At 39.1% G+C, this 22,174-nt stretch carries 26 protein-coding genes; 10 read left to right on the top strand and 16 right to left on the bottom strand.

Features of this window, described 5'->3' with window-relative positions:
• Positions 1-30 precede the first annotated feature (30 nt).
• The 3 genes from asnB to QUF49_RS05270 all read right to left on the bottom strand — a co-directional run bounded on the left by asnB (position 31) and on the right by QUF49_RS05270 (position 4,257).
• Positions 31-1,947, bottom strand: a complete 1,917-nt coding sequence (gene asnB, locus QUF49_RS05280) for an asparagine synthase (glutamine-hydrolyzing) (protein WP_289494685.1) — start codon at positions 1,945-1,947, stop codon at positions 31-33.
• A 229-nt stretch (positions 1,948-2,176) separates the two neighbouring features.
• Entirely contained in the window at positions 2,177-3,559 is a 1,383-nt protein-coding gene (locus tag QUF49_RS05275; RefSeq protein ID WP_289494684.1) for a class II fumarate hydratase, read from the bottom strand.
• A 539-nt stretch (positions 3,560-4,098) separates the two neighbouring features.
• Positions 4,099-4,257: a sporulation protein YjcZ gene (locus tag QUF49_RS05270; RefSeq protein ID WP_289494683.1), complete on the bottom strand. Its 159-nt coding sequence runs from the start codon at positions 4,255-4,257 to the stop codon at positions 4,099-4,101.
• 426 nt (positions 4,258-4,683) lie between these two features.
• Between QUF49_RS05270 and QUF49_RS05265 the strand changes: the two genes are divergently transcribed.
• Both QUF49_RS05265 and QUF49_RS05260 read left to right on the top strand, forming a co-directional pair.
• Positions 4,684-4,896 carry a hypothetical protein gene (locus tag QUF49_RS05265; protein WP_289494682.1) on the top strand — a complete coding sequence of 71 codons (213 nt, stop codon included), beginning with the start codon at positions 4,684-4,686 and terminating at the stop codon, positions 4,894-4,896.
• Positions 4,897-4,954: 58 nt separating this feature from the next.
• Positions 4,955-5,839, top strand: coding sequence for an alpha/beta fold hydrolase (locus tag QUF49_RS05260; protein WP_289494681.1), 885 nt, complete (start codon positions 4,955-4,957; stop codon positions 5,837-5,839).
• Positions 5,840-5,874: 35 nt separating this feature from the next.
• On the opposite strand, the gene QUF49_RS05255 is transcribed toward QUF49_RS05260, so the two are convergent.
• Both QUF49_RS05255 and QUF49_RS05250 read right to left on the bottom strand, forming a co-directional pair.
• Positions 5,875-7,005, bottom strand: a complete 1,131-nt coding sequence (locus tag QUF49_RS05255; protein WP_289494680.1) for a conserved virulence factor C family protein — start codon at positions 7,003-7,005, stop codon at positions 5,875-5,877.
• Positions 7,006-7,013: 8 nt separating this feature from the next.
• Positions 7,014-7,319, bottom strand: coding sequence for a hypothetical protein (locus QUF49_RS05250; protein ID WP_289494679.1), 306 nt, complete (start codon positions 7,317-7,319; stop codon positions 7,014-7,016).
• Positions 7,320-7,471: 152 nt separating this feature from the next.
• On the opposite strand from QUF49_RS05250, the gene QUF49_RS05245 reads away from it, so the two are divergent.
• Positions 7,472-7,594: a hypothetical protein gene (locus tag QUF49_RS05245; RefSeq protein WP_289494678.1), complete on the top strand. Its 123-nt coding sequence runs from the start codon at positions 7,472-7,474 to the stop codon at positions 7,592-7,594.
• Between the two features lie 323 nt (positions 7,595-7,917).
• Here QUF49_RS05245 and kynB read toward each other — a convergent pair whose 3' ends face one another.
• On the bottom strand, positions 7,918-8,544 hold the full coding sequence (kynB, locus tag QUF49_RS05240; protein WP_289494677.1) for an arylformamidase: 627 nt from the start codon (positions 8,542-8,544) through the stop codon (positions 7,918-7,920).
• Positions 8,545-8,556: 12 nt separating this feature from the next.
• Complete coding sequence (gene kynU, locus QUF49_RS05235) at positions 8,557-9,828, bottom strand: kynureninase (protein ID WP_289494676.1); 1,272 nt, start codon at positions 9,826-9,828, stop codon at positions 8,557-8,559.
• Positions 9,829-10,005: 177 nt separating this feature from the next.
• On the opposite strand from kynU, the gene QUF49_RS05230 reads away from it, so the two are divergent.
• A complete protein-coding gene (locus QUF49_RS05230; RefSeq protein ID WP_425590488.1) occupies positions 10,006-11,100 on the top strand; it encodes a CapA family protein in 1,095 nt (364 codons plus the stop codon).
• A gap of 45 nt (positions 11,101-11,145) precedes the next feature.
• On the opposite strand, the gene QUF49_RS05225 is transcribed toward QUF49_RS05230, so the two are convergent.
• From QUF49_RS05225 to QUF49_RS05210, 4 genes are all read right to left on the bottom strand, one after another.
• Positions 11,146-11,295: a hypothetical protein gene (locus QUF49_RS05225; protein WP_289494674.1), complete on the bottom strand. Its 150-nt coding sequence runs from the start codon at positions 11,293-11,295 to the stop codon at positions 11,146-11,148.
• A gap of 328 nt (positions 11,296-11,623) precedes the next feature.
• Complete coding sequence (locus tag QUF49_RS05220) at positions 11,624-12,943, bottom strand: Na+/H+ antiporter family protein (RefSeq protein ID WP_289494673.1); 1,320 nt, start codon at positions 12,941-12,943, stop codon at positions 11,624-11,626.
• 154 nt (positions 12,944-13,097) lie between these two features.
• Entirely contained in the window at positions 13,098-14,585 is a 1,488-nt protein-coding gene (locus tag QUF49_RS05215) for a leucyl aminopeptidase (protein ID WP_289494672.1), read from the bottom strand.
• A gap of 84 nt (positions 14,586-14,669) precedes the next feature.
• A complete protein-coding gene (locus tag QUF49_RS05210; protein WP_289494671.1) occupies positions 14,670-15,044 on the bottom strand; it encodes a DUF309 domain-containing protein in 375 nt (124 codons plus the stop codon).
• Positions 15,045-15,158: 114 nt separating this feature from the next.
• On the opposite strand from QUF49_RS05210, the gene QUF49_RS05205 reads away from it, so the two are divergent.
• Both QUF49_RS05205 and QUF49_RS05200 read left to right on the top strand, forming a co-directional pair.
• Positions 15,159-15,641, top strand: a complete 483-nt coding sequence (locus QUF49_RS05205; protein WP_289494670.1) for a divergent PAP2 family protein — start codon at positions 15,159-15,161, stop codon at positions 15,639-15,641.
• Between the two features lie 13 nt (positions 15,642-15,654).
• Complete coding sequence (locus tag QUF49_RS05200) at positions 15,655-16,485, top strand: cobalamin-binding protein (protein WP_289494669.1); 831 nt, start codon at positions 15,655-15,657, stop codon at positions 16,483-16,485.
• A gap of 17 nt (positions 16,486-16,502) precedes the next feature.
• On the opposite strand, the gene QUF49_RS05195 is transcribed toward QUF49_RS05200, so the two are convergent.
• The 5 genes from QUF49_RS05195 to QUF49_RS05175 all read right to left on the bottom strand — a co-directional run bounded on the left by QUF49_RS05195 (position 16,503) and on the right by QUF49_RS05175 (position 19,956).
• Positions 16,503-17,177 (bottom strand): 3D domain-containing protein, encoded by a 675-nt coding sequence (locus tag QUF49_RS05195; protein ID WP_289497581.1) that lies wholly within the window; start codon positions 17,175-17,177, stop codon positions 16,503-16,505.
• Between the two features lie 120 nt (positions 17,178-17,297).
• A complete protein-coding gene (locus QUF49_RS05190; RefSeq protein WP_289494668.1) occupies positions 17,298-17,621 on the bottom strand; it encodes a YuiB family protein in 324 nt (107 codons plus the stop codon).
• 81 nt (positions 17,622-17,702) lie between these two features.
• Positions 17,703-17,834, bottom strand: a complete 132-nt coding sequence (locus QUF49_RS05185) for a YuiA family protein (protein ID WP_171005383.1) — start codon at positions 17,832-17,834, stop codon at positions 17,703-17,705.
• Between the two features lie 148 nt (positions 17,835-17,982).
• Positions 17,983-18,465 (bottom strand): NUDIX hydrolase, encoded by a 483-nt coding sequence (locus QUF49_RS05180; RefSeq protein WP_289494667.1) that lies wholly within the window; start codon positions 18,463-18,465, stop codon positions 17,983-17,985.
• Between the two features lie 291 nt (positions 18,466-18,756).
• Positions 18,757-19,956, bottom strand: a complete 1,200-nt coding sequence (locus QUF49_RS05175) for an NAD(P)/FAD-dependent oxidoreductase (protein WP_066238843.1) — start codon at positions 19,954-19,956, stop codon at positions 18,757-18,759.
• Positions 19,957-20,329: 373 nt separating this feature from the next.
• Between QUF49_RS05175 and QUF49_RS05170 the strand changes: the two genes are divergently transcribed.
• The 4 genes from QUF49_RS05170 (at position 20,330) to QUF49_RS05155 (ending at position 22,144) form a co-directional block, all read left to right on the top strand.
• Positions 20,330-21,307, top strand: a complete 978-nt coding sequence (locus QUF49_RS05170; protein ID WP_289494666.1) for an NAD(P)/FAD-dependent oxidoreductase — start codon at positions 20,330-20,332, stop codon at positions 21,305-21,307.
• A gap of 214 nt (positions 21,308-21,521) precedes the next feature.
• Complete coding sequence (locus QUF49_RS05165; RefSeq protein WP_289494665.1) at positions 21,522-21,671, top strand: hypothetical protein; 150 nt, start codon at positions 21,522-21,524, stop codon at positions 21,669-21,671.
• On the top strand, positions 21,668-21,841 hold the full coding sequence (locus QUF49_RS05160) for a hypothetical protein (RefSeq protein WP_289494664.1): 174 nt from the start codon (positions 21,668-21,670) through the stop codon (positions 21,839-21,841). Before QUF49_RS05165 ends, QUF49_RS05160 begins: the two co-directional genes overlap by 4 nt.
• 153 nt (positions 21,842-21,994) lie before the next feature.
• A complete protein-coding gene (locus QUF49_RS05155; RefSeq protein ID WP_289494663.1) occupies positions 21,995-22,144 on the top strand; it encodes a hypothetical protein in 150 nt (49 codons plus the stop codon).
• Positions 22,145-22,174 lie beyond the last annotated feature (30 nt).

The following is a 22,174-nucleotide window of genomic DNA, read 5'->3' as shown; positions in this document are numbered from 1 at the left end:
CGTACAAGCAAAACTAATAAAAGGAGGGTTTTATTGGTTAGTAACCGTCATTTCATGAGCTTGATTAGGTTTGATTAAAAGGTCATCGCCAAAACTATACGTTTTCTCAATATTAATCTGATGCCATAACATGAACATAAGCACAGTCCAGATCTTTCTGCTGTAATCTCCTCGGCCAGAACGGTGTCCTTCTAAAAGATCTAAAACAATACCCTTATTTAGATATTGGTCTGTAGCGCTTGTATGAATCAACTGCTTAGCCCAATCATACATCTCGTTTTTAAGCCAATGACGGATGGGTACAGGGAATCCTAATTTCCGGCGATGCAGTACAGTATCAGGTACAATACCTTTCATCGATTCTCTCAATGCATATTTGGTAGTGCCGTTTGTAACGGTAAGATTTGGATGCAATTGTGAAGCCACAGAGAACACTTCTTTATCAAGAAATGGTACACGAAGTTCTAATGAATGTGCCATCGTCATCTTATCTGCTTTCACAAGGATATCGCCTCTCATCCATGTATGCAGGTCGATATATTGCATTTTGTGGACATCATGAAATTGCCTTGCTTGCTCGTATAGTGGTTTTGTGACATTTTTATAGTTATAAGCAGAACGATACTGCTTTAATAGCCTGCTCTTCTCTGTTTCTGAAAACATTTTAGCATTTCCGATATAACGTTCTTCAATGGTCATGCTTCCACGTTCCATAAAGCTCTTCCCTTTAACTCCTTCAGGAAGCATACCAGCAATCGCAGCCAATCCTTTTGAAATCCCTTTTGGCAACGAAGAAAGATGTCTTAATGAATGGGGCTCATGGTATATATTGTAGCCTCCAAAAAGCTCATCTGCTCCTTCACCAGATAGAACGACAGTAACATGTTTTGCGGCTTCTCGCGCAACAAAATATAGCGGTACAGCAGCAGGATCTGCTACAGGGTCATCCATATGCCAGATGATTTTTGGGAGTTCTCTCATAAATTCTTCTGGCTTAACAAGATAATGGATATTCTCAACGTTCAATGCAGCAGCAGTCTGAACTGCGACATCGATTTCACTAAAACCTTCTCTTTCAAATCCTACTGTAAACGTTTTTAAAGAAGGATGAAGTTCACTGGCTAGTGCTACGATCGTGCTTGAATCAATACCACCAGAAAGAAAAGCACCTACAGGTACGTCAGAACGCATATGAACTCTTACAGAATCACGCATTACTGAGCGTATCATATCTTTTGCTTCTTCAAGCGGCATGTTTCTTGGTGTGAAATTGGGTCTCCAAAAAGGTTTGATCGCTAATGGTCTTCCCGCTTTTTTCACAAAATAATGTCCTGGCTCTAGCTTTTTAATGTTCTTTGTTATCGTCATCGGCTCAGGTACAAACTGATAGGTTAAATAATGGTGAAGTGCTTCTGCATCAACTTCTTGTTTTTCTTTTACTAGGGTAATACTCTTCTTTTCAGATGCACAGAATAAACCATCTTCATCTTCTAGGTAGAAGAAAGGTTTGATACCGAATGGATCTCTAGCTCCAAAGAGTTCTTTTGTTTCTTTGTCCCAAATCAAAAATCCAAACATACCTCGGAGTTCAGTGAAAGCATTTTCTCTTCTTTCGCTGAAAAGTGCCAAAATAACCTCAGTATCTGAATGGGTTTTGAATTCGAATCCTTTTTCCTCAAGTTCTTTTCTTATTTCAACATAATTATATATTTCACCGTTAAAAATAATCCAATAACGATCATCCTCATAGGATAATGGCTGTTTGCCGCTTTCTATATCTATGATGCTGAGTCGGCGAAAACCAAAGCGAACATACTGATCAACAAAATGACCACTGTCATCAGGACCACGATGAGTAATGATATTCGTCATATTTATTAATTGTTCTGTTTCTTTCTGTTCTACCGTCTCAGGTGTATTTAGCATATACCCAATAAAACCGCACATTTTCAAGTTCCTCCCCAAAACAGTTCAAATGTCCACTTTTCATTTATTAAACCAAGTTATTTAATTGGTTTTCCAGAATATTAATTAAATCCCTTTATATGTGAATGAACTTCTTTATTATACATCCGTAATCCCCAATCTTCACTACATTTTTGTTAATAAAATGAAAAACAAGAAATCTGTACTATATTTGTCGAGAAAAGCAAAATAAAAGTTACACTCCTTGACTCTAAATCATGGAATTCGGATCTAAAATACGTTCTGCTTCTTCGATTGTAAAAATCTTTTTCTCGGTTACTATTTCTTTTAATGTTTTGCCGGTTTCAAAGCTTTCTTTTGCTAAAGCTGCCGCTTTTTCATATCCGATATGAGGATTGAGGGCTGTCACAAGAGATAGGCTTTGATCAAGCCAATTTTTTATATTTTCTTGATTGGCTGTAATGTCTTTTAGGCATCTTTCTGTGAAAATGGTTATTCCATTACTTAAAATCGTAATGGATTGAAGTACATTTAAGCCGATAACTGGCATCATAGGATTTATTTCAAGCTGGCTGCCGATTGCAGCTGTAGTTACACAACTATCGTTACCGACTACTTGCGAACAGATCATGTACAAATTTTCTAAGATAACAGGATTGATCTTACCAGGCATAATCGACGAACCTGGCTGGACAGCAGGCAATGTGATTTCAGCGAGACCTGTACGTGGCCCACTGCTTAAGAGTCTGAGATCACTGGAAATTTTTATTAAATGGATTGCCAATTCTTTTAAATGTCCGCTTACAGAAATAGCTGCATTCGTATTCTGCATAAAGGCGTATGTGTTTTCGCTCTTCGAAAACGGCAGACCCGTACGTTTAGCAATCTCTTGAATAGCAAGCGCTGCATAATCGGGGTGTGCGTTGATGCCTGTCCCTACAGCGTTTCCTCCAAGACCTAACAAGTACAAAGATTTCTCCGTATGTTCCATTGAACGTTTTACTGATTCGAGCGTGCCTCTATAGCCTTTAAACTCACTGCCTAACCGAATAGGAACAGCATCCTGCAAATGCGTTCTTCCTGCCTTAATGATGTTGTGAAATTCTTGTTCTTTTTCTTCTAAAACATGGAGCAACCGGTTTAGTGCGGGATATAGAGTTTCTTGAAGTTCAGCTGCAACAGATAGTTGGATGGCAGTCGGAATCGTATCGTTGGTAGATTGGGACATGTTCACATCATCATTGGGGTGAATAAGCGAATAGTCTCCTTTTACCCCTCCGAGTATTTCTGCAGCTCGCGATGCTAATACTTCATTCATGTTCATATTTTGAGATGTTCCTGCTCCTGCTTGATAAGCGTCTACAACAAAGTGCTCATTCCATTTTCCATTTACGACTTCTTCAGCTGCTGAAATAATGGCCTCTGCTTTTTTATGATCCAATCCGTTGCACTCTTTATTGGCATGTGCTGCACTTGCTTTAATAATTGCCTGTGCTTTTATAAAAGAAAAAGGCAATTGAATTCCGCTGATCGGAAAATTTTCAACCGCTCTTTGTGTTTGAGCTCCATAATAAGCTTCTTCTGGTACACGAACTTCGCCTAGAGTGTCTTTTGCAATTCGAAATTTTCCCACTTAAGTTCCCTCCTTTAAAATCCCTATAAACTTTGTATCCCCTTCTCAAAATAGATGTAATCCTTTTCCAATAAAAACCGTTTATTTTATGTAAAATTATACTGCTTACTGAAATAGAATTGAGTTAATCCCCTTTTTAGACAGGTCATTGATAATCTGTCTTTTTTCCCCCAAAAAAACCGCCTATTGAATTAGACGGTTTTTGTTCTGTGCAATGAAACGACCACAGCAGGCTCTTTTTTTATAAACTTATGTTCTGTTTTGTACCCTGCTTTCTTCTGTTTCAGAAAGGTCTTTTCAGATATTGGACGGGGCCTTGACCAGGAAAGGGAGTCAAGATTTTTCCAATTATCGTGTGTAATGATTTCACTTTTGTAATAATAACAGTTGCCGCTGACGTATTCTTCGCAAATATAGCGGACTGTTTGCCGACTATGCATAACATCTCTCCATTTTTTTCTTTCATTATCCCCGCATAACAATTCATTCATACTCAAGCAAAAAAAGGCCTGAAGACCCTACCTCCAAGCCCCTTTTTTTTAGTCTCTAGTGTTCCACCACCACCAGCCACCGAAAATTAATATGAGAATAAACAAGATTATTATTACAGCCCAGATCCAACCGTAACCATAGCCGCCATAGCCGCCATATGCACCATATGCATATGGATAATAGTAAGGATAATATGGAAATGCCATCCTGCTACCTCCTTCATCTTTATGCGTTCTTACTCCTTATTAAAATATGTACGAAGTGGGTAAAGAGGAATAGAGACAAACGCACAAATTTTGAATAGATAAGAGCAGACAAGCGTTTAGAAACAATTTCGAAAACATTATTTGATTAATTCGAAAAATAATATTGTACTTTTTGCCCAGGTTGCACATCACTTAACGCCTATAATGATGAATGACGTTTCGGTAACATAAATCGAAGACGCAGGAACAAGTACTTGAATGTCTATCTTTACGAATTCAAGAAGGCTCAACGCACACATCGCGGAAAGAGTGAACCATAGAGCTGAAATCAATCACTTTAAAAGCAACAAAGCAGCATACTAAAACATTGTCGCTTAAGAGGCATTTTGTTTGGTACCTCTTAGATAAGTTGATTGGAGCGGAAGGATGCGAGACTCCTGCGGGACTGGCGGTCAGGTGAGACACTTAAGAGTGAAACGTACGAATGTGGCTCACCGCCTGCCCCGCGGAAAGCGAGCATCCTGGAGCGGAAATCAACCACGTTCAAGAACAACAAAGACTGCAAAGACAAGATTTTTTAATGAGATTTCGTTAGAATTCGTTAGACGTTTTTCAAGAGGAAATTATTGCACCTTGTAACTTTCATCCACTTTGGTGAAACTATCCATAGAATTCTGTGTACGGAGGTAGGACAATCATGGCCGTTAATGAAGAGCATATTTATTCTCCAGGATATCGTTTAACTGTTAACAACGTTCAAATTTATTATGAATATTATGATCACGAAGATCCGGATGCAAAAGTAGTTGTTCTAGTTCACGGATTTTTATCCTCCACGGTCAGCTTTAGACAGTTGCTTCCTTACTTAACAAAAAAGTACAAAGTGATTGCTCTAGACCTTCCTGGGTTTGGGCAAAGTGAAAAGTCCACTAGTTTTATCTATAAACTGACGAACTATGGACAGTTAATTCTTGATTTCTTGGATCAGCTTCATATTCAAGATGTGATATTGATTGGTCATTCGATGGGTGGACAAATTTGTATGCATGCTGCCAAAAATTCTCCTAAACGGATTGAAAAGCTGATATTGCTTGGTTGCTGTTCATACGTTAAGCGAGCAAGCCGGTCATTGATTGCATGTTCCTACTTACCGCTGTTTACGTGGGGAATGAGAAGCTGGATACAAAGTAAAGATGTGAAGCAAAATTTATTATCTGTTTTACATGACACTAAGCTGGTAACAGAAGAGATGATCGAAAGTTATAAAAAGCCGATCAGTGAGGCTGCTTTTATCAATTCCTTGATTCGGCTTTTAAGACATCGTGAGGGCGATATGTGTTCACAAGAACTGAAAGACATTCAACAGCCTGTTCTCATGATTTGGGGAAAAGAAGATCAAGTTATGCCTGTAAAAACGGGATACCGCTTAAAGCATGATCTTCCTAATGCTGAACTAATTGTCTATGAAAAATGCGGCCATTTATTAATGGAGGAAAAGCCTCAAGAAATTTGCCATGAGATAACGCGTTTTATTGAACAAAATGAGCATGCATCTTTGAACATACAACATGATACAAAATAAGACCCGCTAAAACATTTCAGCGGGTCTTTTATCTTTTACTTTTCACGGCTTTTCGTCATCTGCTGCCATACGGTACCGGCTGCTTCTTCTCCGCTTTGAATACGTTCAATTGCAATTTTAACTTGAAGAGCCACTTCAAATTCTGGATCTTCCTGAGCGGATTTTAATGCTGGAAGTGCAGTCTCGTCACCCACTTCAAATAGAAAACGAGCTGCCCGCCACCTTACCAGTTTGTTTTTATCAGATAAGGCATCACACATAACAGGGATTGCTTTTGGATTACCTAAGTCTGACAATGCGTCTCCAGCCGTTCGTCTAACGGAAACATTTTTATCCTGAAGCGCTAGGTATAAAAGAGGAAGGACCGCTTCGTCTTCAATCATTCCCAAGTAGACAACAGCCAAACGACGAATAGAAGGCTTTTCATCTTTTAGTGCTTGTTTAAGAACCATCACGTCTTCTATCGATGGGTTCATTCGCTCTAATGCCGCATAACGCGTCTGCCAGTCCGTGTCGCGAAGCTTTTCTGCCACTTCTGAAGTAGAAACGGATGCTGTCTCCTCCTCTGGAATTCCATTAGAGATGTAAGCTTGTTTAACTAACTGCTCCAAACGTTCTTGAGGATAGACGGCTGACAGCTCTTCAGCTACCTCATTTCCTACTTGTTCGAAAGTTCCATAGCGAACTCCTTGTTCTTCCCATTGACGTTCCATTACAAGATTGTCTGAAGAATCTTGGGCCTCAAGGGCTACTTTTGCAAAACGTTCAGGTAATCCAACACGTCTTTCCTCTTGCTCCGTTCTAAGTTTGATCTGCATCGGAAGACCTCTGAACATTTGAACGAGGACTGTAATTTCAGTAATTTCATCTTCTTTTTGAGTTTCTTGATCTAATGTGTCTGAATCTTCTTCCTGACCAAACACTTTTCTAACTCCCGAAAGAACATCTTCCCACTTAGCGCGCGGGTTCCGTTCGAGCGCGATAAAATCTGCAACATGATAGATGCTTTTAACTCCATCCACCTTTAGAATTTCTTGAATAAACTCAGGAGCTTTTTGTGCATCATTTTTTGTATAATTGTAACGCTCTGTTCCAGGTAATGTTTCCGTCAGATTAATCTTCATTGAATTAGGGCTTGGAGTTGGTTCAATGCCTGTAATTTTCATTCTTCCAATCACTCCTTTTCGATTCCGTGTTTCAGATCAACTTCTAACAAATAGTTTGTTATCTGTTCTTTTTCTTTATCCGTGAACTTATATTCACAATCAACGCCTTCATCGTGGGCAATAATCTCTTGTAGTTCACCCTCTTCGTTGTAAACAGCTAACGCACTTGGTTCACTTAGTCCTTCAGGAAAAATTTCAACATTGTTTATCTCAAACGATATATATACATTTGTCCACGGCCCAACCTGCACCACATCATAACCCGTAAATTGTAAGTTTCCTTTAAAATAATTCGTAAATCCATACTTGTACATGGCTTGCCTCCAATAAATCTCTCTTACCTATTATAAGGAACAATAGATAAAATCTCAAAAAAGCTGGCCATCATTTTAGGAAAGGCTTTTTAAAGGAATGTGGCTAGCATTTAATACCAACTCTCCCTTTGCTAAGTTGATTGGAGTGCAAGGTGGGAGACTTCTGCGGGACAGGCGGGCAGTCCGAAAAGTGGAAGTGGCTCGTTCAGCCCCGACAAGCAAAAGATGATTGTGCTAGGAAGGCGTATTTTGCTTCTGGGACAATTAGCTTTTAACCTCGAGGGGCTAGCCACTGCTCCTAATGGCACATTGTTGCTTTCTAATCTTTTGGTTCATTCGCTTCTTTGACAAGTTGATTGTAGTGTAAGGTGCAAGACTCCTGCGGGACAGGCGGGCAGGCGAGACACTTAAGAGTGAAACGTCCGAATGTGGCTCACCGCCTGCCCCGCGGAAAGCGAAGCACCTGAAACGGAGATCAACCACAGTTAAAAGCATCTATGAATACAAGGAACAGTCATTTATAAACAGCCTTTAAATAAGAGGCAAAAGAAGAAACAAACACAGCTTATGGTGTTTGTTTCTTACAATGTTTGTTTATTTATTTGGACAATTCTTTAAGTACGGCTCGAACTGGGCTTCCGTCAGCATCCTGAAGAGGCAGCGGCAGAGCGATTAACTCGTACTCCCCCTGAGGTACCTGATCAAGCACTAATCCTTCTAAAATATGAATGTTATGTTCATAAAGAGCGTGATGTGCGCTCAACTCTTTACTGTCCAATGGATCAACCGAAGGCATATCAACACCGAGGAGCCCAACACCGATATTCTTTAAATAGGGTACAGCTTCAGATGAAACGGGAACGATTTGTTCCGGAAACACCGTTCGATCTTGCCAGCAATTTGTTTTGAAAAGAACTCGTTTCGTGCCGTTTGGCAATTTGTCTTTTATAAGTTCTAGTGTAATTTCCTTAACATTGGTAACATCCATGACAAATGTTCGTCCAATATATAATTCCAGGGGCAATCCAATCACTTTTTCCCCGTCATTATCAAAATGAAAGGGAGCATCAACATGTGTACCTGTATGTGTACTCATTTCCACTTTCCCGACATTCACAGACCCAGATTGTTCTTTTGTCCAAGCAAGATCAAATGAATACGGAGTGTCACCTGGCCACCCTGGAACTCCGTTATAAAGGGGCATCGAAATATCGAATAGCTTCACTTGTATCTCTCCTTAAGCAATAACTTCCCTCTTGTTTTCATACTTTTCATATTCGCGATTTTTCATAATCTTGCTCAAAATTTCTACAGCTTTAAATACATCTTCAAAAGAATTGTAAAGTGCTACAGGTGCTAAACGAATAATGTTAGGAGCTCTAAAGTCTGGAACAATGCCATTATCTTTTAACGCCTTGCAGATTCGAGCTGCGTCACTGTGCATGAGGGCTACATGCCCCCCGCGTCTCTTATCGTCAAGCGGGTTAACGATTTTAAACTCATTTTCAAGTTCTTGATTTAATAAATCCATCAAAAGGGTAGTCAACTTTAAAGATTTGCTGCGGATTCTTTCGATTTTCGCTTCTTCAAAGATAGACAATGAGCCGATTAGCGGTGCGGTGCTTAGCATATGAGGCGTACCGATTTGGTAGCCTCCTGCAGAATTTTCCGCATCAAAATGGTGGTCCATATCGAATTGGGTTTCTTTCTTGCTGCCGAACCAGCCGGACAGACCAGGAGTTTTTGAAAAATGCTTTTTGTTCACATATAGTCCGCCAACTCCACCTGGACCAGCATTTACGTATTTATAGTTGCACCAAAACGCAAAATCAACATTCCATTTACTTAATTCATGCGGAAGAGCTCCGATTGAGTGACATAGATCAAATCCAATCGGTATGTTCCGTTTGTGCGCTTCTTTCGTTAATCGCTCAATATCGAGCAGCTGACCGCTTCTATAAAGAACAGATGGTAAAAGAATGAGCGCGATATCATCTGTCATCATTTCTATAATGTCTTCTTCATCAAGTATTAAACCGTTCTTGCTTTTAACCTGAATCAATTCAGTATCAGGATTTAAGCCTTTTAATTTTAACTGACTTTGCAAGCCATAGATATCTGAAGGGAATGTCAGTTCGTCTGCGAGTATTTTCGTTTTCCCTTCTTGCGGTTCAAAAAAGGTAGCTACCAACTGATGAAGGTTCACTGTCGTTGATCCTGTAACAATTACTTCTTGAGCTTCTGCTCCTACAAGTACAGAGAGTTTTTCAGCTAACTGCTCGCTCAATGTGAACCAAGGATATTTTCCACCCATCCATCCATCGATTCCATGCTCTTTCCAATCATTTAAAACATCAAATAATGATTGTTCTGCACGCTTAGAAAGAAGCCCTAAAGAGTTGCCATCTAGATAAATAGAATCATTTTTTACGTAAAACTCATTTTTAAAGGAAGCCAGTTCGTCATTGCGGTCTAAAAGTTCTACTGTTTCTGCTGTAATTTGTCTCATTTTGTACTTTCCTCCTGAATGTCATGATTGGAACCGTTTTCAATACTGAGTAATTCGACATATACATATGCCCTCTTTTTCCATTATGATAGAGAAGAAGGGGGAATCGTATTGAAACGACTATGGTGGTTTGCAGGAATTGTAATCGTTTTCTTTTCGACAATTGTACTTATATATATGTATCATAACGCAGATTTAAAGACTGTTGAAGAAAAAAAGGAGCTCAAACAAGAAAATGCTGAGTTACCAAAAGAGATAAAGACGGAACCAATCGTGCAAGAGCCTGTAGAAAAAACGACAAGTTTGACTCTTGGAGCAGTAGGCGACATTTTAATTCATGATACGGTTTATAATAGCGCCAAAACAGCTTCTGGATATGATTTCAATCGTAACTTTCTCCCCGTTAAGCCCTATTTATCACAGCCTGATATTACAATGGCTAATCAAGAAACAATGATAGGCGGAACACAGCTTGGTCTTTCTTCCTATCCATCATTTAATTCTCCTCATGAAGTTGGAGACGCGTTAAAAGCGAATGGGGTGGATCTTGTTACGCTAGCCAATAATCATACGCTTGATCGCGGGGAGAAAGTAATCGTGAGTGCACTGAACTATTGGAACCAAATAGATGTGGAGTACACCGGGGCTTATCTAAATGATCAGGACAGGCAGAATATTCGACTGATAAAAAAGAATGACATTACGGTTTCTTTTTTAAGCTATACATATGGAACGAACGGAATACCCGTACCTACAGGGAAAGATCACCTTGTTAACTTGATTGAAGTTGAGCGCATCAAACGTGATATTGCTGAGGCTAAAAAACTGTCCGACGTCAATGTTGTATCTTTACATTTTGGAAATGAGTATGAAAGATTGCCAAATGATTTTCAAAAGGAAATCGTAAAAGTGGTAACTGAAGCAGGTGGTGACATTATCATCGGACACCATCCTCATGTACTTCAACCCGTAAAATGGGAGACAGCAAGCGACGGCAGCAAAACGTTTGTCGCCTATTCTTTAGGGAACTTCTTATCTGGTCAACGACGTGATTATAAAGACATTGGCGGGATTGTTCAGCTTACTGTTACGAAGCATCAAAAGGGGGTTGAAACGAGCATTAATTTAACAGATCCAAAATTTCTGCCGACATATGTAGATCGTCCTTTTGTAATTCATCCGATGAAGAATCTTCCTGCTATGAAAAAATCGTATGAAGAGATCAAAGCACACATGAAACAGTGGATGCCGGAATTAACCTTTTTTGAATAAAAACACAAAAGCTGACTCCTCTTCTTTTTGAGGAGCCAGCTTCTTTTATTTTCCTTTTGATTTTGGGCTTTGAGTATCTCTTTTCGGAATTTCGTCTGAGAATTTTTCATCAGAAAACTCAACGTTTGTCATACTTTCTGTCGGTGTTGAATTGTTCTTTGCAGCCGCGTTCCAAGAATGTTTGCGTTTTGTCATCGATATTCCCTCCTTACAGATAGGATGTGTATTTTTGCAGAAAAAATTGATGACAACAAATAAAGTTAAATTGGTCCTAACGTGGATATTTTTAAAATAACGTGGAATTATTCAAATTAATGTGGTTATATTTGATTTATTGTGGAATTATTCAATTTAACGTGGATTTATTAATTTGTGTTCTTTCCATGCGGACGCTATCTTTCATTTGTTTTTTCCCCAAACACACACATCGAATTAGCATTATCTCCCTCCTAATTCATCCAACAAATAGAAAGAGGCCCGACTCAAAAGCTGTATCTTTTGAATCAAACCTCAAGTTTTCAAGCTATAATACCATCGCGGCAATAAATCCGAACGCGATTAATGGCAAGTTGTAGTGCAAGAACGTCGGAACACATGTGTCCCAGATGTGATTATGCTGATTGTCTACGTTCAGACCAGAAGTTGGTCCGAGTGTACTGTCTGAAGCAGGAGAACCCGCATCCCCTAATGCAGCTGCTGTACCGATCAGCGCAATAGTTGCCATAACACTTAATCCTAATTCTCCAGCTAACGGAACGAAAATTGTTGTTATAATCGGAATGGTCGAGAACGATGAACCAATTCCCATCGTTACGAGCAAGCCAATCACTAACATAAGCAGAACACCTAGTGCTGTAGAGTTTCCGATTAATGCAGCACTGTCTTTTACTAAGGTTTCGACTTCACCTGTCTCACGCATTACCGCTGCAAAACCAGCTGCTGAAATCATAACAAAACCGATGTAAGACATCATTTTCATACCTTCAGTTAAAATGGTATCTGAAGCATTTAATTTTAGCTGACCGCTGAAATACAGAACGATTATTCCTGATAGTGCACCAAAGATCATAGAGTCTGTTTGAAGCTGCACAACCAATGTTGCAGCAATGGATAAAACAGCTACAATGATTGAGCGAGTCGTGTACTTCACTTCATTATCACTTGAAACACCGATCGTTTTATTTTCATATTTGCGCGGTTTACGATACGTAATAAATACGGCGATCAATAAACCCACGATCATTCCTAAAGAAGGAATCGTCATCGCTGTCGGGATTTGATCCATTTTTACGGTTAATCCGCTGTCTTTCATATTTGTTTGAAGAATCTCATGGAAGATTCCACCGAATCCTACTGGGAACCACATGTAAGGCGTAATTAGGCCAAAAGTTATGACCGTCGCTACTAGTCTGCGGTCGAGCTGCAGTTCATTTAATACATGTAAAAGTGGCGGTATAAAGATTGGGATGATTGCAATATGAACGGGAATCAAATTTTGTGAAAAAGAAGAAATCATTAAAATAACAAATAATATAATAACTTTAGACAATGATTTCTTTCTTGTTTCTCCTTCTTTTCCAACAAGAGCGATGGCTTTGTTCACCATCAATTTAGGAAGTCCTGTTCGAGATAATGCAACTGCAAAACTTCCTAATAACGCATAGCTTAATGCAATCACTGCATTCGATCCTAGCCCTTCAGTAAATACCGTAATTGTTTCTGTTAAGCCCATCCCTGCTAAAACTCCGCCTGTTAAGGCACCTACAAGCAAGGCTACTACAACATGTATACGCAAAAGGCTAAGTACTAGCATTACTGCTACGGCTAATACTACAGCATTCATTTTGTTTCCTCCTTAAACAAAAGCTTTAAAAGCTTTATTGCTTTATTTCGCTAAATCGCTAATTTGTTAAACCTTTAACAAATTAACATGTATATACGAATGTGTCAAATACAAAAAAAAAAAACCTGAACCTCAGTTGAGGTTCAGGTTTTTATTATGCTTTAAAGTTCCGTACTAAGTTAGTCAGAGTGCGCACCATTACGCCTGTTGCGCCTTTAGGGCCTAACTCTGTTGATTTTCCAGAATAAGCTGTACCCGCGATATCCAAGTGAACCCACGGCGTGTTTTCAGCAAACTCCCCAACGAACAAGCCGCCAGTAATCGCGTGGCCAAGTCTTCCTGTTGAATTGTTAAGATCAGCAACATCACTCGTCTTCAGCATATCTTTAAATGGCTGGAAACTTGGAAGAAGCCATAATAATTCCGATTCATCTGCCGCAGATTGCTTGATATGCTCATAAAAGTCTTCATCGTTTGTTAGTGCACCCGTTGTGCAGTCACCGAGTGCTACTAACACGCCTCCTGTCAGCGTTGCTACATCCACAATGTATTTAGCTCCTTGTTCTTTTGCGTACGTAATTGCATCGGCTAGAATGAGACGTCCCTCTGCATCCGTATTCCGTACTTCAATAGTTTTCCCGCTCAATGAAGTGATTACATCGCCTGGCTTCATAGCCGTTCCATTGATCAAATTCTCAGAAGAAGGAATAACAAACATCACATTAATCTCTGGCTTTAATCGTCCAATCGCTTCCATAGCTCCTAATACGGCTGCACTTCCACCCATATCACTCTTCATTTCATGCATGTTAGCTGCTGGTTTGATTGAGTAACCGCCTGCATCAAAAGTTAAGCCTTTACCCACTAATGCCACATAAGAATCTTCTTTTTTTCCACCTTGATACTTTACTGTTATTAATTTTGGCGGCTGATCAGAGCCTTTACTTACTGCAAGTATTGCTCCCATACCGAGGTTTTCCATGTCTTCTTTTTCAAGAATTTCGTATTCCATGCCATATTCAAGCGCCACATCAATTGCTTCTGCTGCTAAATCAGTTGGCGTAAGAAGATTGCCTGGTGTATTCACAAGGTCACGAGCAAGATTAATTCCTTTTGCATAAGCATACCCACTTGTTAGTCCTGCTTCAGCTTCACTATTTTCTGTGTACACTGTAACCGATTCTAAACGTTTTTGAGGTTCATTCGTTTTCTTTTTATAATCTTCAAAGCGATAAACAGACGTGCCTGCCGCTTCACTAAATGCATGTGCAAGTTTTTCCATTGAAACATTTTCTGTATGAAAGGTATCGAGAAGAATGGAAAAATGAGTTCTTTTTTCTTTCGTAATTTCTTGTACAGCTCTTCCAAACGTACTTCTCGCTTTTTCATAAGTAAAATCTTCACGCTTACCTAATCCAGCAAAATAGATACGCTTTGCTCCAAGCTGACCTAATGTGTTTAATTTTTTTATACTTTTTAAACGATTTGAAAGGTCTCCATCTTTAATAAGTTCAGTAATATTTCCTTTTAATTCTTCATCCATATCAGCCATTACACCAGTAAGTTTCGGTTCTTGAAATAAACCGACCAGTAGGACTTCTTCTTGTTCTTGTGTACTCCAAAGCTGTTTAATCGTAAACACGTTAAAGTTCCCCCTTATTCTTTTTAACACTCTACAATTTATTATACTCTTTCTTTTAGAATATTTCGAATTCATAATACTTTATTACTCTAAATTTAAATAGAGTTTTGGAAGAACAGGTAATAGATGAACCTGCTCAAAATCCAGCTTATCGATATTTTTCGGAATGCTATTCAGGCACAGATTAATATACGCTAACACTTCTTCCACGTTTAATTGCCAATACATAGGCTTATAAGGAGTTAGATAGTGGTCCGCGACTCTTAACATTTCCCGAGCCCCTTTTACGTTCCCGTATTCATAGTGATAAAGAGCAACTGTCATCTGCAGAAGCCCCTTTATAAATAGATTGCTCCGATCTGTTAACCAGATCGCCTCTAATAGATCATGACCTGTATAATAATCACCATCGTTGAAGACAACAAAAAACTCGTAATATTCTTGAGGAAAAAAGTCCACCTTTTCAAACCTCCCTCTTTCTTCATGTTAACAGAGATTGAACTGTGTCGAAATCGGGTAACAACTATCTAAAACAGCCATACTATAAAACACCATATTGAAAGGAAGCTCCTAATGCCTGATATACTTTTTAACTTTCCATTAATCGCAGCACTACTAGGTGTATTTTCTGCACAATTCTTAAAAATTCCTATTCATTTTTATCATACTAAAAAAATAAGATGGGATTTATTTATTAGTACAGGTGGAATGCCAAGCTCACATTCTGCTTCTGTTACTTCATTAGCAACTGCAGTTGGAGCTCTCCATGGATTAGGTTCAACCCTTTTTGCCATCGCTGCCATGTTTGCCATTATTGTGATGTATGATGCAAAAGGAATCCGCTGGCATGCAGGAGAACAAGCTGCCGTATTGAATGACTTAGTAGAAGAGTTCAGAAATCACGTTAGAGAATCAGAATCATTTCAGCAAAAGAAAGTGGAAGAACAAAGAAAAGAATTAAAAGAACTTCTCGGCCATCGTCCAAGTGAAGTATTCTTTGGTGGACTTCTTGGTATTCTACAGACCCTGCTGCTATCGTGGTTGTTTATATCATAGGAGGTTATTCTCTTTGAGATTAATTTCAATTTGTCCAAGCAATACAGAACTGGTGCACTTTTTAGGAATAACATCTCAGCTAGTCGGGGTCGATGATTTTTCTGATTGGCCGGCAGAAATAGAAAAGCTTACACGTTTAGGTCCTGATTTATCCATCGATATGGATAAGCTTCAATCATTAGAACCTGATCTCGTATTAGCTAGCTTAAGCGTACCTGGTATGGAAAAGAATGTTGAAGAACTAAAGAGGCGGAACATCCCGCATGTTGTATATAATCCTCAAAGTCTTACAGATATTCAAAACGATCTGCTTGATCTGGGTCAACGAACAAACAAAATGTTACCAGCCCGTCACATGGTGGATTGGATGATAAAAGAAATAAGATCATATGAAAAGATTAGCAGATCGATAAAAAACAGAAGAAAAGTTTATTTCGAATGGTGGCCAAAGCCTGTTTTCACACCAGGAAAGGTGAATTGGCTCACAGAAATCGCCTATCTTGCCGGAGGACAGAACCTCTTTGAAGACGTGGAACTGGCTAGTGTACAGACAACGTGGGACGATGTTGTAAACCGAAAACCCGATATGATCGGAATGGTTTGGGTAGGTGTTAAAACAGATAAGATGCAGCCTTCCCACATCAAAAAAAGAGATGGATGGGAAGTTTTAGAATCCTATCAGACAGAGATTGTAAAACTGGAGGAAAATCTTTTTTGCCGGCCTTCTCCCAGGTTGATTTTTGGGCTAAAACGACTTGCCGCACTTATACATCCAAATGATTTTCCCCCTTTTTTACCGAAAGAAGAAGAAACCTACATAAAGAAGCTTCAGGCTATTCGCTAACCTGAAGCTTTTTTTTATTAATATAAATATTGCTGCCTAAATACTTGCATCGATTTATCTTCGTTTAAGGTATTCAATTCTGTTTCCGTAATCTTTCCGTCACCGCGCTCTACAACATACACACCAATCTTCTTTTTGCCCCATTTTTCATACACTTCTTCGACTGTATTGTAATATAGATCGATTTTATGTCCTTTGATGGCAGAACCCGTATCTGCTACAACTCCATAACCGTAACCTGGAATCCATAAAACGGTTCCAATCGGAAAGATTGAAGTATCCGCTGCGATTGTGGAATAAAGATCACGCTTTACCTTTAATCCTGACTTTGTAATTCCATAAGCAGGGTGACTTTTTGTTTTGCCGGTACTCTCTTGTCCTGCGGTGTATCCTGTAGCCGTTACATGTACGACTGGATACTGTGTAAAATCAATCGCATCTTCAATGGTTCTAGTCTGTTTCACCTCTGCAGAAGAAAGCATCATGTTTGGTCTATAAATTGCGGGCAATGTCTTTAAAGAATAGGTTATTACGCTCAAAGCAGTGTCAACTATTACGTTATCAGACTGTTGTTGATCGAGCCAAGTTACTAGATCATCGGCCTGTACACCAGAAATTGATCGAAATGTTGTAAAAATCGCGAAAACAAATAGAATCGTAATGGTGGTTCTCTTTACAATTTTTCTTAACATCAGCAAAAATTGTCCACTCCTCTCTTATCTATTCCTTCCCAGGGTTAAGTAGATGTATACTCGTCTTTGGAAGAAGGAGAAAAGTGGAAATAAAAAAAGCCCCTTATGAAAGGGACTTTTTTAAAACATCTGATATCCGCGAACTCGCAGCATCTTAATGGCTAAACCGGCTAGTATTGCTCCGATCAACCCGCATGTTAGTATAGTAATGTCTGATGCCGATAAATTGAGGAGATGACTCCAGAGCAATTGAAAACTTGCACTTGGCTTCGTAAAATACTCAAAGAATCGAACGTCATCAACAATCATAATGACAACTATAGGATATAAAATAACCATAAACCATGTAGCACGCAGAAGCATGTTGAACAAGAAACCGATTCCAAAGAACAGGACCATGAACAATAGCATTGAAATAATGACTTGTGGCAAAAGCAAATCCATGATGTAGACACCCCCATATATCTGAGGTTAGTTTACTAAACGGGGGCATATACGTCAATCGTGTTTGAGAGCGTTACGTGTTTAAGCTCGTTTCTTACCGCTTCCGCAGCATTCTACACACGTTTCAGAACCTCCAAGCAAAAGCTGGAAATAACCCTTCCCTTCACAATATGGACACTGATCATGTTTTTTCTGAATCGCATGTTTTCTCATGTTGTAACACTCCCTCTTTTTTGTTTAAATTTTCAGATAATAATAACAAGGATTTGAGGGATTGAAAAACCGATTTTAACGTGAAATAAGCCAATGTAAGCGTAATCATCTTTTACTTTCTTTAATTATCAGAATATTTCGTACATTTTTATCTACAATCAATAATTTTATAAGTGGTATAGCCAAAAACATCGCCAGGATTTATTTTATCCTCCATAAAGCTTTGTTTTTTGTTCATAAAGTAATGAATCATTAATGATGTGGCAGGATCAGCTCTTAGTTCTTCAGGTGTCATAAATGCAGCAAGTTCAATCTCACTTGAATGTTGCGAAAGGTTCCCACTCGTTTTTCTCAATAAAAAAACGATCATATTATCACTTATTGTTCCTTTTATAACACCCGAGCGGATTCCAAGAATAGTGCATACTTCCCCTTTAATTCCTGTTTCTTCAAAGACTTCTCTCACTGCTGCTTCATCAACCGTTTCTCCTGGATCTACAAAACCGGCTGGAATGGACCATTTACCTTTTAATCCACCATAACTCTTCTTAACAACGAGCCATCTGCCGTCATCATCTATTAATAAGCCAGCTGCAGCCAGCCATACATTTCCTCTGTCTTTTTTCGTCATCAGCATGCCCGCCTTTTAACAATTTATTAATAAAAAAGCTCTATTCTAAGGTTTTGAAACTTTTTTATTTACTTCATTAGCAAGTTAATTGGAGCGCAAGGTGCGAGACTCCTACGGGACGAGCGGTTAGGTGGAGACTCCTAATGGCGCAAAAAGGCTCACCGCACGCCCCGTGGAAAGCGAGCAGCCTGGAGCGAAATTAACTACTTTCAAAAGCATCAATGTATCCGAAAACAGCCATAAAAAAAGAACAGAAGCATTTGCTCCTGTTCTTAGTTTACACTATTCGATTTAGAAAAGTTTTAATTTACCTTTTTTAATAACCATCGGCACTCCGCCAAGTAAGAATAAGTAACGGTTGTCGATTACTTTTTTCATTGCAGATGCTGTAGCACCAAACAACTTCTTGTTTCCTACTTTACCGATAGCTTCACCTTTACCTAGTGATGCAACAGTACCTTTAATGTCTGGCTTAAATTCTTCTAGCTTACCGCCATTCATTAATGCTTTGATGTTACGGCCGATCGTGTAAGCTTGTTGAATTGCGATTTGAGCTGTTGGAGGATAAGGACGGTTTGCTTCCTCATCAATGATAAGTGCACAGTCTCCAGCAACGAAAATATAGTCAAACCCTGGCATACGAAGATCTTTGTCAACTTTAACACGTCCGCGCATTGTTTCGAATCCAGCTTCCTCCACTAAGTGGTTTCCGCGAACTCCACCTGTCCAAACAATTGTAGAAGCCTTAATCTCTTCACCATTCGCAAGGACTACTCCATCCGTATTACATTCTTTAATTGGTGTGTTAACAAGGAACTCAATTCCGCGACGTTCTAAGTTATTGATCGCATACTCAACTAGTTCTTCATCGAATCCAGGAAGTACTGTCGGTGCAGCTTCAATATTTACGATACGAACTTTTTCACGAGGAATATCGTATTCACGGCATAACTCTGGAACACGGTCAGCAAGTTCACCAACGAACTCAATTCCAGTAAATCCAGCACCACCAACTACGATTGTGATTAGTTCATCTGGCTGTCCTTCGTTGTTGTAACGAGCAAATGAATAATCAATGTGCTCACGGATTTTACGAACAGAGTTAATGCTGCGGATGCTGAATGCATTCTCTTTAAGTCCTTGGATACCGAACGTTTCAGGGTCAGATCCAAGTGCAATAATTAAGTAGTCATATGTTAGTTCTTGATTTTCTAAAAGAACACGTTTTTCGTCTTTTTTAATTTCTTTTACTGTATCTTGTACAAAGTTCACTTTGTTCATATCGATAATGTTATCAATCATGATACGTGTTTTATCGTGATGTAATGTACCTGCTGCATTTTCATGAAGCCATGTAGTTTGGTAATGGTAGTTGTGCTTATTTACCAATGTGATTTCAGCTTCGTCAGATCCTAGTTCCTTTTGTAAACGTACAGCTGACATAATCCCGCCGTAGCCGCCGCCTAATATTAGAATTTTTGGCTTACTCATTTCATTCACTTCCAGTTCTCATTTTTTTTAGTTTGACCTTTTCACTCATTAAATATGATGGAAAGGAATAGATTGTGATATATTTCACGTAATAAGACATGAATAAGTGCAAAAAATGTTCGAAATATCTACATTTTTTAATCATACATACACATCTTATTCCTTTTTTCTTGTTTTTTCAACCTTTTTTTCGTTATGATAATGTTTCAAATTCATGCTTCCTTTTTTAGGCATGCTTTCGGTTTAATGGCAATTTATACAAATCAAAAAGAGGACTTTTGGCTTCTCTCAAGAATCTAAATGGGAGATAGCAAGTTCTGGTCAGAACATATTTCATGTTCGTCAGTCATAAATACAGAAGAGGTGAAAGTGAATGGCAAAAGAAATTTACGATATTACGATTATTGGTGGCGGTCCTTCAGGCTTATTTGCGGCGTTCTATGGCGGCATGCGCCAGATGAAAGTGAAGATTATTGAAAGTATGCCTCAGCTTGGGGGTCAATTATCTGCACTGTATCCTGAAAAATACATATATGATGTTGCTGGATTTCCAAAGGTTCTTGCACAAGACCTTGTGAATAACTTAAAAGAGCAAGCGATGCAGTTCAATCCGACAGTTGTTTTGGAAGAATCCGTTCAAAACGTGGAGAAGAATGAAGACGTCTTTGAATTAACAACAGATAAAGCTGTGCATTACAGCAAAGCGGTGCTGATTACAGCAGGTGTTGGTGCATTTCAGCCTCGCAGGTTAGAGCTAGCTGCAGCGCAACAATATGAAGGTAAGAATCTTCATTATTTTGTAAACGATCTTAATACATTCGCAGGGAAGCGTGTTTTAGTATGTGGTGGAGGGGATTCTGCTCTTGACTGGTCATTGATGCTAGAGCCGATCTCACCACAGGTAACGTTAACCCATCGCCGTGACAAGTTCCGTGCTCACGAACATAGTGTGGAACAGCTAATGAATTCAAAAGTAGCTGTTAAAACACCTTACCAAATTACTGAGTTGATTGGTGATGGAGAGAACATTTCTGCTGTTGTACTCGAGAACGGAGATATTAAGGAAACGGTTGAAGTGGATGCCGTTATCGTAAACTATGGCTTTATATCCTCTTTAGGTCCTATTAAAACTTGGGGATTAGACATTCAAAAAAATTCAATCGTTGTTAACTCTAGAATGGAAACGAATATTAAAGGCATTTATGCTGCAGGTGATGTGTGTACGTATGATGGCAAAGTAAAATTGATCGCATCTGGTTTCGGTGAAGCACCAACCGCGATTAACAATGCAAAATCCTACATCGATCCAAACGCGAAAACACAGCCTTTGCACAGCACGAGCTTGTTCTAAAGTTTCTGTGGCGCCAGATGTTATCTTCTGGCGTCTTTTTATTTTAGGCTGTTTTCGTTTATATTGTTGCTTTTTAATCTTTTTGTTCATTTGCTTCATTGAAAAGTTGATTGGAGTGGAAGATGCGAGACTCCTCGAAAATTTAAACTTCAAATTTTCTTCGTGCGATGTGTCGCTGCCGTAGCCTTCCTTGTCCTGCGGGACAGGCGGGCAGGTGAGACACTTAAGAGTGAAACGTACGAATGTGGCTCACCGCCTGCCCCGCGGAAAGCGAAGCATCTGGAACGGAGATCAACCTCTTTCAAAATCAACAGTTAATACGAAAACAGCCTTATTATTTTTAAAAAGGAGCAAATATATATGAACCGACAATTTTCCGAAGAAGAAATGCATGCTGCTGACTGCCTGCAAGAAATTCAAAGAGTTATCAATCAGCTTCATATCACTGATGAATCCTTTTTAGAGGATACTAAAAAAGAAATTCCGCGCTTAAAAGAACTATTAAACGAACTGGAAAAATACGCCGTGGAATAAATTGCTTGTGGAAAGTGCGCACTGTCTTTGTTATTATTATTTGTGAGGCGGACAAGTGCCGCTGACTTAATAGCAATCTTACCCGGTGTTGGCGCGCCGGGTTTTCTTTTACCCTTTTTTAAATAAGGAGATTGAACAAAAATGGAGTTCAACTTGATTTTGGGCATTATTTTCTTCATACTTGGCACTTTTTTAATGCCGCTTGGTATAAAAGTGCAAAACAAGCAAAAGAAATTCATACTTATCGGTGCTTCTATTTTGTCAGATATCATCGGAGTACTTTTCATCTTTAATAAATTTTAAACACATAAAAAGCTCTTGCCTCCAAAAATG

The organism is Fictibacillus sp. b24, from assembly GCF_030348825.1.
Lineage (GTDB): Bacteria > Bacillota > Bacilli > Bacillales > Fictibacillaceae > Fictibacillus.
Note: the sequence above shows the minus strand (reverse complement) of the source record. Positions and strands in the feature narration are given on the sequence as shown.

Coding starts and splice junctions, on each gene's coding strand:
- asnB (WP_289494685.1), bottom strand. CDS start 1,947: ATGTGCGGTTTTATTGGGTATATGCTAAATACACCTGAGACGGTAGAA.
- QUF49_RS05270 (WP_289494683.1), bottom strand. CDS start 4,257: ATGGCATTTCCATATTATCCTTACTATTATCCATATGCATATGGTGCA.
- QUF49_RS05265 (WP_289494682.1), top strand. CDS start 4,684: ATGCGAGACTCCTGCGGGACTGGCGGTCAGGTGAGACACTTAAGAGTG.
- QUF49_RS05260 (WP_289494681.1), top strand. CDS start 4,955: ATGGCCGTTAATGAAGAGCATATTTATTCTCCAGGATATCGTTTAACT.
- QUF49_RS05255 (WP_289494680.1), bottom strand. CDS start 7,005: ATGAAAATTACAGGCATTGAACCAACTCCAAGCCCTAATTCAATGAAG.
- QUF49_RS05250 (WP_289494679.1), bottom strand. CDS start 7,319: ATGTACAAGTATGGATTTACGAATTATTTTAAAGGAAACTTACAATTT.
- kynU (WP_289494676.1), bottom strand. CDS start 9,828: ATGAGACAAATTACAGCAGAAACAGTAGAACTTTTAGACCGCAATGAC.
- QUF49_RS05230 (WP_425590488.1), top strand. CDS start 10,006: ATGTATCATAACGCAGATTTAAAGACTGTTGAAGAAAAAAAGGAGCTC.
- QUF49_RS05225 (WP_289494674.1), bottom strand. CDS start 11,295: ATGACAAAACGCAAACATTCTTGGAACGCGGCTGCAAAGAACAATTCA.
- QUF49_RS05220 (WP_289494673.1), bottom strand. CDS start 12,943: ATGAATGCTGTAGTATTAGCCGTAGCAGTAATGCTAGTACTTAGCCTT.
- QUF49_RS05205 (WP_289494670.1), top strand. CDS start 15,159: ATGCCTGATATACTTTTTAACTTTCCATTAATCGCAGCACTACTAGGT.
- QUF49_RS05195 (WP_289497581.1), bottom strand. CDS start 17,177: ATGTTAAGAAAAATTGTAAAGAGAACCACCATTACGATTCTATTTGTT.
- QUF49_RS05190 (WP_289494668.1), bottom strand. CDS start 17,621: ATGGATTTGCTTTTGCCACAAGTCATTATTTCAATGCTATTGTTCATG.
- QUF49_RS05185 (WP_171005383.1), bottom strand. CDS start 17,834: ATGAGAAAACATGCGATTCAGAAAAAACATGATCAGTGTCCATATTGT.
- QUF49_RS05180 (WP_289494667.1), bottom strand. CDS start 18,465: ATGACGAAAAAAGACAGAGGAAATGTATGGCTGGCTGCAGCTGGCTTA.
- QUF49_RS05175 (WP_066238843.1), bottom strand. CDS start 19,956: ATGAGTAAGCCAAAAATTCTAATATTAGGCGGCGGCTACGGCGGGATT.
- QUF49_RS05170 (WP_289494666.1), top strand. CDS start 20,330: ATGGCAAAAGAAATTTACGATATTACGATTATTGGTGGCGGTCCTTCA.
- QUF49_RS05160 (WP_289494664.1), top strand. CDS start 21,668: ATGAACCGACAATTTTCCGAAGAAGAAATGCATGCTGCTGACTGCCTG.